Source organism: Pseudomonas sp. H26/SER47-MNA-CIBAN-0231, assembly GCF_040310465.1.
GTDB lineage: Bacteria > Pseudomonadota > Gammaproteobacteria > Pseudomonadales > Pseudomonadaceae > Aquipseudomonas > Aquipseudomonas atacamensis.
In genome coordinates, this window is the sequence record NZ_JBEOPW010000018.1 from 23,417 (window position 1) to 39,151 (window position 15,735).

Below are 15,735 nucleotides of genomic sequence, written 5' to 3' on the forward strand. Positions count from 1 at the left end.
GGCGCTCATTGTTGAGTGGTTAGAAGCGTCGCATGGCTTGGGATTTCGGTGGATTTGCCCCTCACCCCAGCCCTCTCCCCCTGGAGAGGGAGCCGATCTTTGGGCTTTTCAGAATTTGTGTTCGACTCGGTATTTCAGGTCGGCATAGCGCTCGCATCCACTGCGGTCAGTCCCCTCTCCCTCCGGGAGAGGGCTAGGGTGAGGGGCTTTTTTTTTTGCTCCGGCCTGTTGTTCCTCGTTGTCAATGATTTTGAAGCTGGCGCGTTTCCTGCAAGTCCCCCTCAAATCGCCATAAAACGAGCGCTTGCGGTCATTGCACTTGCGCCCGGAACGGCAAAAAGTGTCGCCGCAAGGCCCGCAACGCTCAACAAAGCCATGCGCAGCCCGGTGAAGAACAAGAGGGGAGACGATGAAGGCAGTAATTTTGGCGGGTGGCCTCGGCACGCGGATCAGTGAAGAGTCGCACCTCAAGCCCAAGCCGATGATCGAGATCGGCGGCAAGCCAATTCTCTGGCACATCATGAAGCAGTATTCCGCCCATGGAATCCACGACTTCGTCATCTGCCTGGGCTACAAGGGCTATGCGATCAAGGACTTCTTCGCCAACTACTTCCTGCACACCTCCGACGTCACCTTCAACATGCGCGAGAACCGCATGGAGGTGCACCAGAATTACAGCGAGCCGTGGAGCGTCACGCTGGTCGACACCGGCGAAGAAACCATGACCGGTGGCCGGCTCTTGCGCACTGCGCCTTATCTCAAGGACGAGAAAGCCTTTTGTTTTACCTACGGCGACGGCGTCTCGGATATCGATATCGGCGCTTTGATCCGTTTTCATGAAGCGCACGGCAAGCTCGCGACCGTTACGGCCGTGCAGCCTCCAGGCCGTTACGGTGCGTTGCAACGCACAGGCCACCAAGTCATGGGCTTCACCGAGAAGCCGCGAGGTGACGGCGGCTGGATCAATGGCGGTTTTTTCGTCCTGTCACCGCAGGTGCTGCCTTACATCGCCGGCGATGCGACCAGTTGGGAAGCCGAGCCGTTGATGCAACTGGCTGAGTTGGAACAGCTGCATGCCTACGAACATTCCGGCTTTTGGCAGCCGATGGACACCCTGCGTGACAAGAACCATCTCGAAGCGCTGTGGCAGAGCGGGGAGGCCCCATGGAAGCAATGGGCTTGAGTGCGGAGTTCTGGCGTGGCAAACGCGTGCTGGTCACCGGACACACTGGATTCAAAGGCAGTTGGCTGACCCTTTGGCTGCAAAGCCTTGGTGCGCAAGTCAGCGGTTTTTCCCTGGATCCGTCGACTGAACCGAGCCTGTTCGAACTGGCGCGCGTACACGAAGGCATCAACGACCAGCGCGGCGATTTGCGTGACCTCGGCGCCTTGCTGGAAATCATCGCCGAGACCGAACCGGAGATCGTCCTGCATCTGGCGGCGCAGCCGTTGGTGCGCGAAGGCTATCGCGATCCGCTCGGCACCTATTCAAGCAATGTCATGGGCACGCTGAACCTGCTCGAAGCGATTCGTCAGGTCGGCGGCGTGCGGGCCTGCGTGCTGGTCACCACCGACAAGGTCTACGCCAACAAGGAATGGCTGTGGCCGTACCGCGAAGATGAAGCCCTCGGTGGCCACGATCCTTACAGCAGCAGCAAAGCTTGCTGCGAATTGCTCGCGCAGTCCTATGCCGCGTCGTTCTTCCCGGTGGACAAACATGCCGAACACGGTCTGGCCCTGGCTACCGCACGCGCCGGCAATGTGCTGGGCGGTGGTGATTTTGCGCCAGAACGACTGATTCCCGACGTACTGAAAGCCTGGACCGCCGACGAGCCAGTGATCCTGCGTTACCCGCAAGCGGTGCGCCCGTGGCAGCACGCGCTGGAGCCGCTGGCCGGATATCTGCAACTGGCTGCTGCTCTCTACGAGTACGGCCCGGAATACGCCGGTGCGTGGAACTTCGGTCCCGGTGAGGCCGACATGTGCAGCGTCGGTGAAGTGGTCGAACTGCTCGCCAACCGTTGGCCGCAGGCCCGCGGTCTGCGCATCGAACCGAGTGAGCTGCACGAAGCCGGTCTGCTGCGTCTGGACAGCAGCCGCGCGCGGCAGATGCTTGGATGGAAACCGCGCTGGACGCTGGAACAATGCCTGACGCAGACGCTTGGCTGGCATCTGGCGTGGCAACACGGCGATGACATGCGCGCCGTTACCTTGAACCAATTGAATCTGTACAGAGAGCGTTCATGAGCGATTACACCCTGCAGAAAACGCCATTGGAGGGCCTGTACCTCATCCAGCAGAAAGTCTTCTGCGATGAGCGCGGGCGGTTCGCCCGGCTGTTCTGCCAGAGTCGTCTGACCGTCCAGGGGCGTCCTTTTGCGATCCGCCAGATCAATCATTCGCGCACGGTCGGCCAAGGTAGCGTACGCGGTCTGCATTTTCAGAAAGCCGGCTATGCCGAATCCAAGCTGATCACTTGTGTGCGCGGCGCGGTCTGGGATGTGGCGGTCGACCTGCGGCCGCAATCGCCAACGTATTTGCAGTGGCATGCGCAAGAACTGCGCGCCGCTGATGGCCTCAGTTTTTTGATTCCTGCCGGTTTTGCCCACGGCTTCCAGTCACTGACCGATGAATCGGAAGTGCTGTACCTCACCGATGCCGATTACGCACCGGAGCATGAAGCGGGTTTGTCGGCCCTTGATCCGGCACTCGCGATCTCATGGCCGCTGCCCGTCAAGAATTTGTCAGCCAAGGATTCCAGTCATCCGCTGCTCGACAAACAGTTTCAGGGAGTCGAGCTTTGACGGCGACCACCACCACTGTGCTGGTCACTGGCGCCACCGGCTTCGTCGGTCGCCACTTGGTCAGCGCTTTGCTTTCCAAAGGCTTCAAAGTGCGTGCGGTTGCGCGCACCCTCGACTCGGCTCGCAGTTTGCCGTGGTTCGCGCAGGTGGAATTTGTCGCCGCCGATCTGCATGCGCCAGACTTTGATGTCGAGCGCTTGGTTGATGGCGTGGATGTCGTCGCGCATCTGGCCTGGAGCGGCTTGCCTAACTATCAGGCGCTGTTTCATTTCGAACGCAACCTGCCGGCCGATTACGCGTTTCTCAAGCGTGCGGTCGTGGCAGGGGTGAGCCAGGTGCTGGTCACCGGGACTTGCTTTGAATACGGCTTGCAAAGCGGCCCGTTGGCCGAGTCGGTCTTGCCCCAGCCTTGCACGCCTTACGGTCTGGCCAAGCACACCTTGCGCCTGTTCCTTGAAGCATTGCAGCGCGAGCAGGCGTTCACCCTGCAATGGGCGCGGTTGTTTTACCTTTATGGCGAAGGGCAGAACAGCAACAGCCTGCTGGCCAGCCTCGACCGCGCCATCGATGGCGGTGAGGCGCAGTTCAATATGTCGATGGGCGACCAGCTGCGTGATTATCTGCAGATTACCGAGGCGGCCGCGCAATTGGCTTCGCTGATCGGCCGGCCTGATGTCGACGGCGTCACCAACTGCTGCAGCGGCCAGCCGATTTCCGTACGCGCGCTGGTTGAACAGCGTGTCCGCGAACGCCACTCGACGATCAAGTTGAACCTGGGCCATTACGGTTATTCCGCCCATGAGCCCATGGCGTTCTGGGGTGATGCTCAGCGAATCTCGCAACTGAAGGGGCAAGAACATGCTGCATGAGCTTTATCGCGCGACCGGACTGCCGGTATTGCAGAACCGCACGTTTGCCAGCGCCGAAGAGGCGCGGGCCTCTGGGTCTGCAGACATTGTTCTGGTACAGGACAGCCAAAGCGGGTTGATCTTCAACCAGGCCTTCGATGCCGACAAGCTGAGCTATGACGCCGACTATCAGAACGAACAGGCGCACTCGGTGCAGTTTCAGGCGCACCTCAATGCCGTCGAAGCGATCCTCGCCCGGCACTTCAAGGGCCAGACCCTGATTGAGGTCGGCTGCGGCAAAGGTTATTTCCTTGAGATGCTGCGGGGCAAAGATTACGCCATTACCGGGATCGACCCTTCGTATGAAGGTGACAATCCTGACGTGATCAAGGCACCGTTCACCCGCGAGCTGGGGTTGGAAGCGGATGCGATTGTGTTGCGCCATGTGTTGGAGCACATCAGCGATCCGTTGGCATTTCTCGCGCAAATGGCTGCAGCCAATCAGGGCGGGCAGATTTATATCGAAGTGCCGTGCTTTGACTGGATCGTCGAGCACAATGCCTGGTTCGACGTGTTCTATGAGCACGTCAATTACTTCCGTCTCGCCGACTTGCGCGCAATGTTCGGCACCGTGCTCGAGGCCGGGCATCTGTTCGGTGGCCAATACCTGTACATCGTTGCCGATCTCTCGACGCTGCAACGGGCGCCGGTCGAGACGCCGTCGTTGCTGAAGCTGTCGAACACCTTTACCGCCAGTCTCGATCGCGCCGTGCAGATCATTCAATCCGCGCCCGCACAGGGCTCGGCCATTTGGGGCGCTTCGTCCAAGGGCGTGATTTATTCATTGGCCTTGCAGCGCGCCGGCGTGGCGGTAGATCGCGTCGTCGACATCAACCCGGCCAAGCAGGGCCGTTACCTGCCGCTCAGTGGCGTGCGGGTGTCCTCGCCGCAAGAGGCCATGGATGCGCTGCCTGCAGGCGCCCATCTGTTTGTGATGAATTCCAACTACCTCGAAGAAATCAAGCGGATGACTGGCGCACGCTACGTCTATCACGCCGTCGACAGCGCTTCGTTTCAGTGACCCTTGAGATTATTAAGATGACCGAAAACAACATCCACAAAGCCTTCGAAGCCGAATGCCAACAAGAGATCGCGCGCCAGGGTGATGACCAGAAAGTGGTAGCACTGGCCCGGGATTTCTTCAACGAATCGGCCCGCCATAAATACAGCTACCACTTCTCGTGGATGGGCCGTCCGATCATCCAGTTGCCGCAAGACATGATGGCGATGCAGGAGATCATCTGGCAGGTCAAACCGGACCTGGTCATTGAATGCGGCATTGCCCATGGCGGTTCGATCATCTATTACGCCTCGCTGTTGGAGCTGCAGGGCCACGGCGAAGTGCTGGGCATCGACCTCGACATTCGCCCGCACAACCGTGAGGCCATCGAAAGCCACCCGATGGCCAAGCGCATCCAGATGATCGAAGGTTCGAGTATCGACGAGGCGACCGCGCAGAAAGTCCGCGCGATTGCCGAGGGCAAGAAAGTGATTCTGGTCCTCGATTCCAACCATACCCACGACCACGTACTCGAGGAGCTGCGCTTGTACGCGCCGCTGGTTTCGGTGGACAGCTACTGCGTGGTGATGGACACCGTGGTTGAAGACATGCCGGCGGACTTTTTTCCGGATCGCCCGTGGGGTCATGGCGATAACCCGAAAACCGCCGTGTGGAAATACCTCGAAGAGAACAAGGATTTCGAGATCGATCGGCAGATGCAGAACAAACTGCTGATCACCGTGGCGCCGGACGGTTATCTGCGCCGCGTTCGTTAATTCGCAACATTACCCAGCGTTGTTTCGGCGAGTCGCCGGTTGTGGAGAGAAGTTATGCAAGGCAAGTACAGTTCTGAACTGACGCTACCGCTCAACGAGTTGTTGACGGTGGTGCTGATTACTCACAACCGGCCGGCGTTCCTGCGCCGTGCGGTGAAGTATTACAGCAGCTTGCCCTGCCGAATCATGGTGCTGGATTCCACGCCGGAACGTCCGGAAGGCGATTTTTCCGCCGTCGATTATCATCATGTACCGCAATTCGCCTACTGGGGGATGCAGGCCAAACTGGCCTATGGCGTCGAGCAACTGAGCACGCCATACATGGTGCTGGCGGCGGATGACGATTTCATCGTGTTCGATTCGCTCTGCGAGTCTGTCGGCTTTCTTCAGGCCAATCGTGACTATGGCATGTGCCACGGCTATTGCCTGATGTACCTGGCGAAGGCCGATGGCGTGAACTACTACCGCCGGGATAAGAAGGTTCAGGAAGACTATTCGTCCGAGCGGGCGCAGGATCGCGTCATTGACTACATGAGTCAGTACATCCCGCCGTTCTACGCGGTGACCCGTACCGACCTGATGAAAACCTGGCACTCGTCATTGCCGCCGGGGACCAATTTCCAATGGCAGGAAATCGGGCACGTGTATTTCCTGCTGGCGAGCGCCAAGGCACGGATCCTGCCGATTCCCTATGTGGTACGCGAGATCAACTACGGCGTATCCGAACACAATACCGACGTGTATCACTCGCTGACCTATGTTGATGGCAAGTCGGTCGCCGAACGAGAGGCGTTTGCCCAATTCCTCGTCTCGCTGCCGACCGGTATCCAGAACCTCGATGCAGGGCAGGCCAAGGCATTTGTTCTGGAGAGCTTTGCGGCGATGGCCGAGAGTCTGGCGGTCCGCCGGGCGCTGACTGCCGAGTTGATTTTCGAGTCGACCTGGAATCAGCAATTGCGGCGGCCTGATCGGCGCTTCGGCCCACTGCAGTACGTTGAGATGCCGTTCTACAACCAGACGTTTTTCGACCTTCTGGAACAGTTTGAATTCATGATGCACACCCTGCCGGCGGGTCGCCTCCAGTTGGAAGGGCTGGAAGGCATTTGGACGCGTCAGGCGCATCTGCTCCAGGCGCGCAATAACGATACGCCGGAGAGCGTGGTCGACCGGTTGTGGCAGGCGCATGATCTGAATGCGTTCAACCAGGTGGTTGCCAAGCGTCTGGCTGCGCAGCTGCAAGTGCTCGGTGACGAGACGGCGGCACAAGCCATGCATGAATGGGTCGCCCGCCTCGAGGCGCTGACGGTCGACGATCATCAGGTCACGTTCGACAAGATGCAATCGGGACGTTTGTTGAATTGGCTGGCTGCACGTGCGCCTGCCATCGAGCAGCTCGAGTCGATCAGCCAACACGTGGCTGCCGAAGGTGGTGGTCAGCAGTTCGGTATCTTCCTGCTTGATCTGGACAACGACATCGACAAGTTGCAGGTGTCGCTCGACAGCCTGGTCGAGGGGCACTGCAAAGCGTTCAGGATTGTCGTGTTCACCACTGGTGAAGCGCCGGCAGCGACCACTGCGCAGAACACCCTGCACTTTGTCCGTGTCACGCCCGGCAATCTCGTCGACAAACTCAACCAGAGCGCTCAGCAGTCGCCAAGCGACTGGTTGATGTTGGCTCAGGCCGGTGATGAGTTCACCGCTAGCGGCCTGTTGCGCGCCAGCCTTGAACTGATGGGTGCCGAGAGTGTGCGTGCGGTCGCCACCGATGAAATCCAGCGCAAGGAAAACGGCGCACTGGTCGACGTATTCCGCCCCGGTTTCAACCTGGATCTGCTGCAAAGCGTGCCGTCGCTGATGGCGCGGCATTGGTTGATCCGTCGCCAGGTGCTGCTTGACGCTGGCGGTTATCAGGCCGACTTCAGCAAGGCGCTGGAATTCGATCTGTTGCTGCGCATCATCGAACAGGGCGGACTTGACGGTCTCGCGCATCTCGACGAGCCGCTGCTGATCACCGAGCAGGCGCCTCTGGAAGAAAACGCCCACGAGCGTCTGGCATTGCTGCGCCATCTTGGCAACCGCGGCTACAAGGCCAAGGTCACTTCGGCGGCGCCGGGCACCTGGCAGATCGATTATCGCCACACTGAGCAGCCACTGGTTTCGATCATTGTGCCGGTCATCGATGATTTGCCGGCGCTGCGCCGGTGCTTGGAAGGTGTGCTGCTACGAACACGTTACAGCCGCTACGAAGTGCTGCTGGCAGCCAACGGCAAGCAGTCGGCAGCGGTCAACGACTGGCTGGGAACGCTGCGCCACGCCAAGGTCAATGTCCTGCGCGCCGACCAGCCGCTGAGCGAAGTCGCCTTGTTCAACGCCGCCAGTGAGCAGGCGCAAGGTGAATACCTGGTGCTGCTGGCCGCGGACAGCGAAGTGGTCAATCCGAACTGGATCGATTCGCTGCTCAACCATGCCCAGCGTCCTGAAGTCGGCATCGTCGGCGCCAAACTCGTCGATCGCGATGGCAAAGTCGCCAATGCCGGTCTGATTCTTGGTCTGAACGAAGGCGTGGGTTCGCCTTTCATCGGCGAGCAACACAAGGCCGTGGGCTACATGCAGCGGCTGGTTGTCGAGCAGAATTATTCGGCCGTCTCCAGGGTGTGCCTGATGGTTGGCAAAGAGCTGTTCAATGCCCTTGGCGGCCTCGACGAAGCGACCTTCGCTGACGGCTATGCCGATGTCGATCTGTGCCTGAAGGCCGGTCAGGCCGGTTACCTCACCGTGTGGACGCCACTGGTGCAGGTGCTGCACACCGGCGAGCTGCCACAGGCGCCAGCGGCATTGGCGGCATTGCGTGAAAAATGGCCCGACGCCTTTGCCCAGGATCCGGCGTACAACGCCAACCTGGCCCTGAGCGGCAAAGGTTTCACTCTGGGCGAAAACGCCTCGATCAATTGGGCGCAGTTGCTCGCCTGAGCAGGCCGACAGGAACTACAACATGTTCAACGGACAATCGATTTTCATCTCCGGCGGCACCGGCTCGTTCGGCCGCAATTTCATCCGTCGCTTGCTGGAGCAATACCAGCCCAAGCGTGTGGTGGTGTTCTCCCGCGACGAGCTCAAGCAATACGAAATGCAGCAGACCTTCAATGCACCGTGCATGCGTTATTTCATCGGTGACGTGCGTGACGCCGAGCGCTTGCGGCAGGCGATGCGCGGCATCGATTACGTGGTGCATGCCGCCGCGTTGAAGCAGGTGCCGGCGGCGGAATACAACCCGACCGAATGCATTCGCACCAACGTCAACGGCGCGGAAAACATCATCGCTGCGGCGATCGATAACGGTGTGAAAAAAGTCGTGGCGCTGTCCACCGACAAGGCGGCCAGCCCGATCAATCTGTACGGCGCGACCAAGTTGCTTTCGGACAAACTGTTCGTCGCAGCCAACAATATTGCCGGCGAGCAGCAGACCCGTTTCGCCGTGGTGCGCTATGGCAATGTCGCCGGTTCGCGCGGCTCTGTAGTGCCGTTTTTCAGCAAGCTGATTGCTGACGGCGCGCAGGAATTGCCGATCACCGACGAGCGCATGACACGGTTCTGGATCACCCTCGACCACGGCGTGCAGTTCGTCCTCGACAGCTTCGCCCGCATGCACGGCGGTGAAGTGTTCGTGCCGAAGATCCCGTCGATCCGCATCGTCGATCTGGCGCGCGGCATGGCCGAGCATCTGCCGCACAAGAACGTCGGCATTCGTCCCGGCGAGAAGCTGCACGAACTGATGGTGCCGCTGGACGATGCGCGCATGACCCTTGAGTTTGACGACCATTACACGATTCAGCCGTCGATTCGTTTTACCAGCGTCGACGTCGATTTCGCCGTCGATAAACTCGGTGAACGTGGCCGTGCCGTGGGCGAGGATTTCGAGTATCGCTCGGACACCAACCCGCATTTCCTTTCAGTGGGGCAGATCGCCGATCTGCACGCGAAGCTGTCGGTATGATTCCTTACGGTCGGCAGAGCCTCGATCAGGCGGACATCGACGCGGTGGTCGGCGTTTTGCAGTCGGACTGGCTGACCCAGGGGCCGACCATCGAACGCTTCGAGCAGGCCATGGCCGAGCGCTGTCAGGCCGATTTCGCCGTGGCGGTTTGCAATGCCACGGCGGCGCTGCACATTGCTTGTCTGGCCGCTGATCTGGGGCCGGGCGATCGCTTGTGGACCTCGCCGAATACGTTTCTGGCTTCGGCCAACTGCGGGCGCTATTGCGGCGCCGAGGTCGATTTTGTCGACATCGATCCGCTGACCTGGAACCTCGACGCGGTGGCGCTGGCCGCGAAGCTGGAACAGGCCGACCGCGACGGCACGCTGCCGAAAGTCCTGGTCGCCGTCGCGTTCTCCGGGCAGAGCTGTGACATGCGGCGCATCGCCGAACTGGCCGAGCGCTACAACTTCACCGTGATCGAAGACGCCTCGCACGCAGTGGGCTCGAGCTACGCCGGGCGCCCGGTTGGTTGTGGCGAATTCGCGGCGATGACGGTGTTCAGTTTTCACCCGGTGAAAATCATCACCAGCGCCGAGGGCGGCATGGTCCTGACCAATCGCCCGGCGCTGGCCGAACGTCTTCGACGCCTGCGCAGCCACGGCATGACCCGCGATCCGCAGCAGATGACCGAGCCCAGCCACGGACCGTGGTATTACCAGCAGATCGAGCTGGGTTTCAACTACCGGATCACCGATCTGCAGGCAGCGCTGGGTCTGTCGCAATTGCGCAAGCTGGATGAGTTTGTCGCGCGTCGCCGGGAATTGGCGGCGCGCTATGATCGCTTGCTGGCGTATTTGCCGGTGACGTTGCCGAGCCCGCAGGAAGAGGCGGAGTCGGCCTGGCACTTGTATGTGATTCGCTTGCAGACCGAGCGCATCAGCCTCAGTCATCGTCAGGTCTTCGAAGGTTTGCGCGCCGCCGGTATTGGCGTGAATCTGCACTACATTCCCGTGCATTTGCAGCCTTACTATCGGGATCTGGGGTTTGCCGAGGGTGATTTTCCCGAGGCCGAGCGCTATTACGCCGAGGCGATCAGCTTGCCGCTGTTCCCCTTGCTGACTGATGAGCAGCAGGATCATGTAGTCGAGCAACTGCGCCGACTGACCGAACGATGACCGCTGCGGCGGTAGACGAGACTGTGTATGCGCGATCTGAGCGAGCAGGAAAGATTCTGGCAGGGTGAGTTCGGCAACCAATACGTTGAGCGCAATGTCGGCCAGGCGCTGGTGGCGGGCAATCTAGGGTTTTTCGCCAAAGCGCTGAGCCGCGCGGGTCGCGTCGACAGTCTGCTGGAGCTGGGTACTAACGCCGGCAACAATTTGCAGGCATTGCGTCAGTTATTGCCGCGTTGCGAACTGTTCGGTGTCGAGATCAACGAAAGCGCGTGCGCGCAGGCGCAGGCGCTGGACATCGCGCAAATCTGGCACGGCTCGTTGTTCGATTTTCCTGTCGAGCGCCGCTACGATCTGACACTGAGCAAAGGCGTGCTGATCCATCTGGCTCCCGAGCTGTTGCCGCGCGCCTATGCGCAGATGTACGAGCTGAGCCAGCGCTACATCCTGATCGCCGAGTACTACAATCCGGCACCGATGGAAATCGCTTACCGCGGTAACAGCGGCAAGCTGTTCAAGCGCGATTTTGCCGGGGAAATGCTTGATCGCTATGCCGATTTGCAACTGCTCGACTATGGCTTCGTCTATCACCGTGATCGGCAATTTCCGGCCGATGACATCACCTGGTTCCTGTTGGAAAAACGCCCTTGAGCAACGTCGCAATCATCCCTGCCCGTGGCGGCAGCAAGCGTATCCCGCGCAAGAATCTCTTGCCGTTCGTGGGCGTGCCGATGATTGTCCGCTCGATCCGCACAGCGCTGGAATCAGGTTTGTTCGAGCAGGTAGTGGTCAGCACCGACGATGCCGAGATTGCCGAACTGGCACTGGCGCACGGTGCTCAAGTTCCGTTCATGCGCCCGGCCGATCTGGCCGATGATTTCACCGGCACTGCGGCGGTCATCGTGCACGCACTGCAGCAGTTGCCGTCCTTCGATTTCGCTTGCTGCATTTACGCCACTGCGCCGCTGTTGCAGGCACGTTATCTGCGTCAGGGTTTGGAGTTGCTGGAGCAGCATCCGCATCGATCATTTGCATTCTCGGTTTGCGATTTCGCGTTTCCGGTACAGCGGGCACTGACAGTCGACGGGGACGGCGCCTTGACGGCGTTGTATCCCGAGTTTCGCAATACTCGTTCGCAGGACTTGCCCGAGGCGTTTCAGGATGCCGGGCAGTTTTACTGGGGCCGCAGCGCAGCGTGGTTGCGCGGTGATGTGCTGTATTCGCCAGCCAGCCTGCCGGTGATTCTGCCGCGATATCTGGTCCAGGATATCGACACCCCCGAAGACTGGCAGCGCGCCGAATACCTTTACGCGGCGCTCAAGGCCGGCGGAGAACTGCAATGAGGGTGCTGATCCGCGCCGACGCCTCGCCAACCATTGGCAGCGGCCACATCGCCCGTTGCCTGACGCTGGCGCGGGTGCTGCGCGGGCAGGGCAGTCATGTCGCATTTGCCTGTCGGCGTTTGCCCGGGCATCGACTCGAAGCCTTGAATGCCGAGGGCTTCGAGATCTTCGCGCTGCCCGAGCGCTATCGTGATGAAGACCCGCTGCAGGCCATCGAATCGATGTTGCCGTGGCAGTTCGATATTGATGCACTGGGCCTGCTGCTGGACGGGCAGGCACCGTTCGACTGGATCATCGTCGACCATTACGGACTCGATCATCACTGGCAAACCGCTGCCCGGCGCTGGTCGCACCGAATCGCCGCCGTGGATGATCTGGCCACGCGGCGCTACAGCGTCGATCTGCTGCTCAATCAGAACCTCTCTGGCTTGAGTGAAAACTACGCGCCGCTGCTGCCCCCAGGCTGTCGCACCTTGCTCGGCCCGCGCTACGCCATGCTGCGCGAAGAATTCAACTGCGAGGCCATCGAGATCAAACCGAAGGCCCGGCGCGTGCTGGTGAATTTCGGCGGTTTCGACGCGGCGAGGCAGACTCACCACGCGATGCTGGCGCTGGCTGATTTCACTGAGTTGCAGGTGGACTTCGTCGCTGGCGCCGACAACCCGGCGTGGACGCAGATGCAAGCGTTGGCCGAGACGCGACCGAACTGGCGCCTGCACAGTTTCGTCAGTGATTTCCATCAACGCATGACTGAAGCGGATCTGTTTATCGGCGCCGGCGGTGGCACCAGTTGGGAGCGCGCGGCGCTGGGTTTGCCGACCATCTGCATCGCCGTGGCGAATAATCAGCAGGCCAACGGCGAAGTCATGGCCGCTGCCGGTGCGCATGTGTTCATGGGCGCTCGCGAGCAGGTCAGCGTCGAGCAGTTGCGTGATGCGGTCGGCTTCGTCGTGAGCAATCTTTTTTTGCGCCGCAGCCTCGCCGAGCGCTCGCGGCAACTGGTCGACGGGCGCGGTGCCGCACGCGTCGCGGCGGCGCTGGCCGGCGCGGTGCTGAAACTGCGCCCGGCGACGCTGGACGATGCGCAGTTGCTGTTCGATGGGCGCAATGCTGAAGCGGTACGGCGCTGGTCGCTGGAAACCGATGTGATCGATTGGACTCAGCATCTGAACTGGCTGACAGCGACCCTGCGCAATCCGCAACGGTTGCTGTTGATCGCCGAGGCGGATGACGGCCCGGTCGGGGTGCTGCGTTACGACTTGCGCGGGTTCGAAGCCGAAGTGTCGATCTATCTGCTGGAAGGGCGTTTCGGCCTCGGTTGGGGCAGGGCAGTGCTCAGCCGTGGCGAAGCGTTTGTCGCTGCGCACTGGCCGCAACTGACACGCATCACTGCCCGGGTCATGCCCGCCAATCAGTCCTCATTGAAAGTTTTTCGCGACGCCGGGTTCATCCAGGAAACCTGCGCGTTCAGCCGTGTTTTGAAGGATCACCCGCATGTCTAGTTTCAAGATTGGCCAGCACACCATCGGTGCCGATGCGCCGCCGTTCATCATTGCCGAAATGAGCGGCAACCATAACCAGTCCCTCGACGTCGCTCTGCAAATCGTCGAGGCGGCGGCCAAGGCTGGAGCGCATGCCTTGAAGCTGCAAACCTACACCGCCGAAACCATGACCCTGGATTTGGCTGAAGGCGAATTCTTCATCAAGGATCCGGGCAGCCTGTGGGCCGGCACGTCGCTCTACGATCTCTACGAAAAAGCTCACACGCCGTGGGAATGGCACGCGCCGATTTTTGCTCGGGCCAAGGAGTTGGGGATGCTCGCGTTCTCGACGCCGTTCGATGACAGCGCGGTGGATTTTCTCGAAGGCCTCGAGGTGCCGGCGTACAAGATCGCCAGTTTCGAAAACACCGATCTGCCGTTGATCCGTCGAGTGGCAGCGACCGGCAAACCACTGATCATCTCCACCGGCATGGCCAGCATCGCCGAACTGGATGAGACCGTGCGTGCCGCACGCGAGGCCGGGTGCAAGAATCTGGTGTTGCTCAAGTGCACCAGCACCTATCCGGCCACGCCCCTCAACAGCAACGTGCGCACGATCCCGCATCTGCGTGAGTTGTTTGGATGCGAGGTGGGGCTGTCAGATCATTCGATGGGCGTTGGCGTGTCGGTGGCAGCGGTGGCGCTGGGCGCGACCGTGGTGGAGAAGCATTTCACCCTCGACCGTTCCGCCGGTGGCGTGGACGCGAGTTTCTCCCTGGAGCCTGCGGAGCTGGCCAGTCTGGTCGTCGAAACCGAACGTGCCTGGCAGGCCATGGGGCATGTTCAGTACGGTCCGACCGAGGCCGAGCGCAAGTCGCTGGTCTATCGCCGCTCGCTGTATGTCACCGCTGACATGGCTGCCGGTGAGGCCTTTACCGGGGACAATCTGCGCGCCATTCGCCCCGGTCTCGGTCTGCCGCCTAAGCACACCGAAGCCGTCCTCGGACGCCGCGCGCGCACCGCGATCAAGCGCGGTACGCCGCTGGACTGGTCGCTGGTCGAATAGGCCAATCTGCCATCGATTCGGCAAAATAGCGTGACCTGCGAGTCATAACGCGCATCTTCACTGTATTGTATTGACCGGGGAGATGGCGCCTGGCCCGTTTTGCGGTTCCAGTGATAGCCCTTTGCGCTTCCCGTGGCTGCCCGTCGTGGCGGCCGTTTTCTGTTTGTCGGCGCCCCTCGAATCCTTGCGAGCGGTGGTTTTGGGCTGTTTTTTATTGGGAAGCCGTAATGATTGGCATAAAAAGCATTGCGAGCTACGTTCCTGTAGCCGGCGTGGACAATTACGCACAAGGTGCAAAATTCGAAAAGGATGAAGAGTTCATCCTTGGCAAGATCGGTTCGGCGTTCCTGCCGCGCAAAGACGCTGAGCAGGAAACTTCCGACCTGTGCGTGGAAGCGGCGAATGCGCTGTTCGCCAGCAATCCTGAACTGAAGCGTGAATCGATCGACGCGTTGATTGTCGTCACGCAAAACGGTGACGAAGAAGGCCTGCCGCACACAGCAGCAATCGTCCAGGACAAACTCGGCCTGCCGACCAATGTCGCAGCGTTCGATATCTCTTTGGGCTGCTCCGGTTACGTCTACGGCATCTACGCGATCAAGGGCTTCATGGAAGCCGCCGGCCTGAAGAACGGCCTGCTGATCACCGCTGACCCGTATTCGAAAATCGTTGACCCTGAAGACCGCAACACCACCATGCTGTTCGGCGATGCCGCCACCGCTACGTGGATGGGCGAAAATCCGACCTGGGCGCTGGGCAAGGCCAAGTTCGGCACCGACGGTTCCGGCGCACCGCACTTGAAAGTCAGCAACGGCGTGTTCTTCATGAACGGTCGTCAGGTGTTCAACTTCGCATTGCTGAAAGTCCCGGCGCACTTGCACGAGCTGCTCGACGATTCCAATCTCAAGGCCGATGACATCGATGCATTCTGCATTCACCAGGGCAGCGCGGCGATTGTCGACGCCGTGGCGCGACGCTTCGAAGGCGAACCGGAGAAGTTCATCAAGGACATGGTCGAGACCGGCAACACCGTGTCGTCGAGCATTCCGCTGCTGCTGGAAAAACACGTGCTTGATTCCGACTGGCAGCGAGTTGCACTGAGCGGTTTTGGCGTGGGCCTGTCATGGGGCTCGGCGATCATTTATCGCCCGTAAGCGCGAGCAAAAAGCACTGATACAAAAATAGCGTTCAAGGTTAACCTTGAACGCT

General features: G+C 60.3%; 14 protein-coding genes. All 14 read left to right on the plus strand.

Annotated elements, in window-relative coordinates; genetic code table 11:
• The first annotated feature begins 409 nt into the window (after positions 1-409).
• The 14 genes from rfbF to AAEZ10_RS22315 all read left to right on the plus strand — a co-directional run bounded on the left by rfbF (position 410) and on the right by AAEZ10_RS22315 (position 15,680).
• Positions 410-1,183: a glucose-1-phosphate cytidylyltransferase gene (rfbF, locus tag AAEZ10_RS22250; protein ID WP_039761130.1), complete on the plus strand. Its 774-nt coding sequence runs from the start codon at positions 410-412 to the stop codon at positions 1,181-1,183.
• Positions 1,165-2,247 (plus strand): CDP-glucose 4,6-dehydratase, encoded by a 1,083-nt coding sequence (gene rfbG, locus AAEZ10_RS22255; RefSeq protein ID WP_350571027.1) that lies wholly within the window; start codon positions 1,165-1,167, stop codon positions 2,245-2,247. The genes rfbF and rfbG overlap by 19 nt, the downstream gene beginning before the upstream one ends.
• Positions 2,244-2,804, plus strand: coding sequence for a dTDP-4-dehydrorhamnose 3,5-epimerase (gene rfbC, locus AAEZ10_RS22260; RefSeq protein WP_350571029.1), 561 nt, complete (start codon positions 2,244-2,246; stop codon positions 2,802-2,804). The genes rfbG and rfbC overlap by 4 nt, the downstream gene beginning before the upstream one ends.
• Positions 2,801-3,673, plus strand: coding sequence for an NAD-dependent epimerase/dehydratase family protein (locus tag AAEZ10_RS22265; protein WP_350571031.1), 873 nt, complete (start codon positions 2,801-2,803; stop codon positions 3,671-3,673). The genes rfbC and AAEZ10_RS22265 overlap by 4 nt, the downstream gene beginning before the upstream one ends.
• Positions 3,663-4,733, plus strand: a complete 1,071-nt coding sequence (locus tag AAEZ10_RS22270; protein ID WP_350571033.1) for a class I SAM-dependent methyltransferase — start codon at positions 3,663-3,665, stop codon at positions 4,731-4,733. Before AAEZ10_RS22265 ends, AAEZ10_RS22270 begins: the two co-directional genes overlap by 11 nt.
• A gap of 17 nt (positions 4,734-4,750) precedes the next feature.
• Positions 4,751-5,488 carry a cephalosporin hydroxylase family protein gene (locus AAEZ10_RS22275; RefSeq protein ID WP_273527179.1) on the plus strand — a complete coding sequence of 246 codons (738 nt, stop codon included), beginning with the start codon at positions 4,751-4,753 and terminating at the stop codon, positions 5,486-5,488.
• 54 nt (positions 5,489-5,542) lie between these two features.
• A complete protein-coding gene (locus tag AAEZ10_RS22280; protein ID WP_350571035.1) occupies positions 5,543-8,458 on the plus strand; it encodes a glycosyltransferase family 2 protein in 2,916 nt (971 codons plus the stop codon).
• Positions 8,459-8,480: 22 nt separating this feature from the next.
• Positions 8,481-9,482 (plus strand): UDP-N-acetylglucosamine 4,6-dehydratase (inverting), encoded by a 1,002-nt coding sequence (pseB, locus tag AAEZ10_RS22285; RefSeq protein ID WP_064362069.1) that lies wholly within the window; start codon positions 8,481-8,483, stop codon positions 9,480-9,482.
• Positions 9,479-10,639: a UDP-4-amino-4,6-dideoxy-N-acetyl-beta-L-altrosamine transaminase gene (gene pseC, locus AAEZ10_RS22290; protein ID WP_350571037.1), complete on the plus strand. Its 1,161-nt coding sequence runs from the start codon at positions 9,479-9,481 to the stop codon at positions 10,637-10,639. Before pseB ends, pseC begins: the two co-directional genes overlap by 4 nt.
• Before the next feature lie 27 nt (positions 10,640-10,666).
• Complete coding sequence (locus tag AAEZ10_RS22295; RefSeq protein WP_073472797.1) at positions 10,667-11,287, plus strand: pseudaminic acid biosynthesis-associated methylase; 621 nt, start codon at positions 10,667-10,669, stop codon at positions 11,285-11,287.
• The gene (gene pseF, locus AAEZ10_RS22300) at positions 11,284-11,979 is read left to right on the plus strand and encodes a pseudaminic acid cytidylyltransferase (protein WP_350571039.1); all 696 of its coding nucleotides are present in this window, start codon (positions 11,284-11,286) and stop codon (positions 11,977-11,979) included. The genes AAEZ10_RS22295 and pseF overlap by 4 nt, the downstream gene beginning before the upstream one ends.
• On the plus strand, positions 11,976-13,481 hold the full coding sequence (gene pseG, locus AAEZ10_RS22305; RefSeq protein WP_350571041.1) for a UDP-2,4-diacetamido-2,4,6-trideoxy-beta-L-altropyranose hydrolase: 1,506 nt from the start codon (positions 11,976-11,978) through the stop codon (positions 13,479-13,481). Before pseF ends, pseG begins: the two co-directional genes overlap by 4 nt.
• Positions 13,474-14,526, plus strand: a complete 1,053-nt coding sequence (gene pseI / locus AAEZ10_RS22310) for a pseudaminic acid synthase (RefSeq protein WP_350571043.1) — start codon at positions 13,474-13,476, stop codon at positions 14,524-14,526. Before pseG ends, pseI begins: the two co-directional genes overlap by 8 nt.
• Positions 14,527-14,753: 227 nt before the next feature.
• Positions 14,754-15,680, plus strand: a complete 927-nt coding sequence (locus tag AAEZ10_RS22315; protein ID WP_016771093.1) for a ketoacyl-ACP synthase III — start codon at positions 14,754-14,756, stop codon at positions 15,678-15,680.
• Positions 15,681-15,735: the final 55 nt, after the last annotated feature.

Bases quoted from the DNA above. Each gene is read 5' to 3' on its own strand.
- rfbG (WP_350571027.1), top strand. From the start codon at position 1,165: ATGGAAGCAATGGGCTTGAGTGCGGAGTTCTGGCGTGGCAAACGCGTG.
- pseC (WP_350571037.1), top strand. From the start codon at position 9,479: ATGATTCCTTACGGTCGGCAGAGCCTCGATCAGGCGGACATCGACGCG.
- pseI (WP_350571043.1), top strand. From the start codon at position 13,474: ATGTCTAGTTTCAAGATTGGCCAGCACACCATCGGTGCCGATGCGCCG.
- AAEZ10_RS22315 (WP_016771093.1), top strand. From the start codon at position 14,754: ATGATTGGCATAAAAAGCATTGCGAGCTACGTTCCTGTAGCCGGCGTG.
- AAEZ10_RS22295 (WP_073472797.1), top strand. From the start codon at position 10,667: ATGCGCGATCTGAGCGAGCAGGAAAGATTCTGGCAGGGTGAGTTCGGC.
- AAEZ10_RS22270 (WP_350571033.1), top strand. From the start codon at position 3,663: ATGCTGCATGAGCTTTATCGCGCGACCGGACTGCCGGTATTGCAGAAC.
- pseG (WP_350571041.1), top strand. From the start codon at position 11,976: ATGAGGGTGCTGATCCGCGCCGACGCCTCGCCAACCATTGGCAGCGGC.
- rfbF (WP_039761130.1), top strand. From the start codon at position 410: ATGAAGGCAGTAATTTTGGCGGGTGGCCTCGGCACGCGGATCAGTGAA.
- rfbC (WP_350571029.1), top strand. From the start codon at position 2,244: ATGAGCGATTACACCCTGCAGAAAACGCCATTGGAGGGCCTGTACCTC.
- AAEZ10_RS22275 (WP_273527179.1), top strand. From the start codon at position 4,751: ATGACCGAAAACAACATCCACAAAGCCTTCGAAGCCGAATGCCAACAA.
- AAEZ10_RS22280 (WP_350571035.1), top strand. From the start codon at position 5,543: ATGCAAGGCAAGTACAGTTCTGAACTGACGCTACCGCTCAACGAGTTG.
- pseB (WP_064362069.1), top strand. From the start codon at position 8,481: ATGTTCAACGGACAATCGATTTTCATCTCCGGCGGCACCGGCTCGTTC.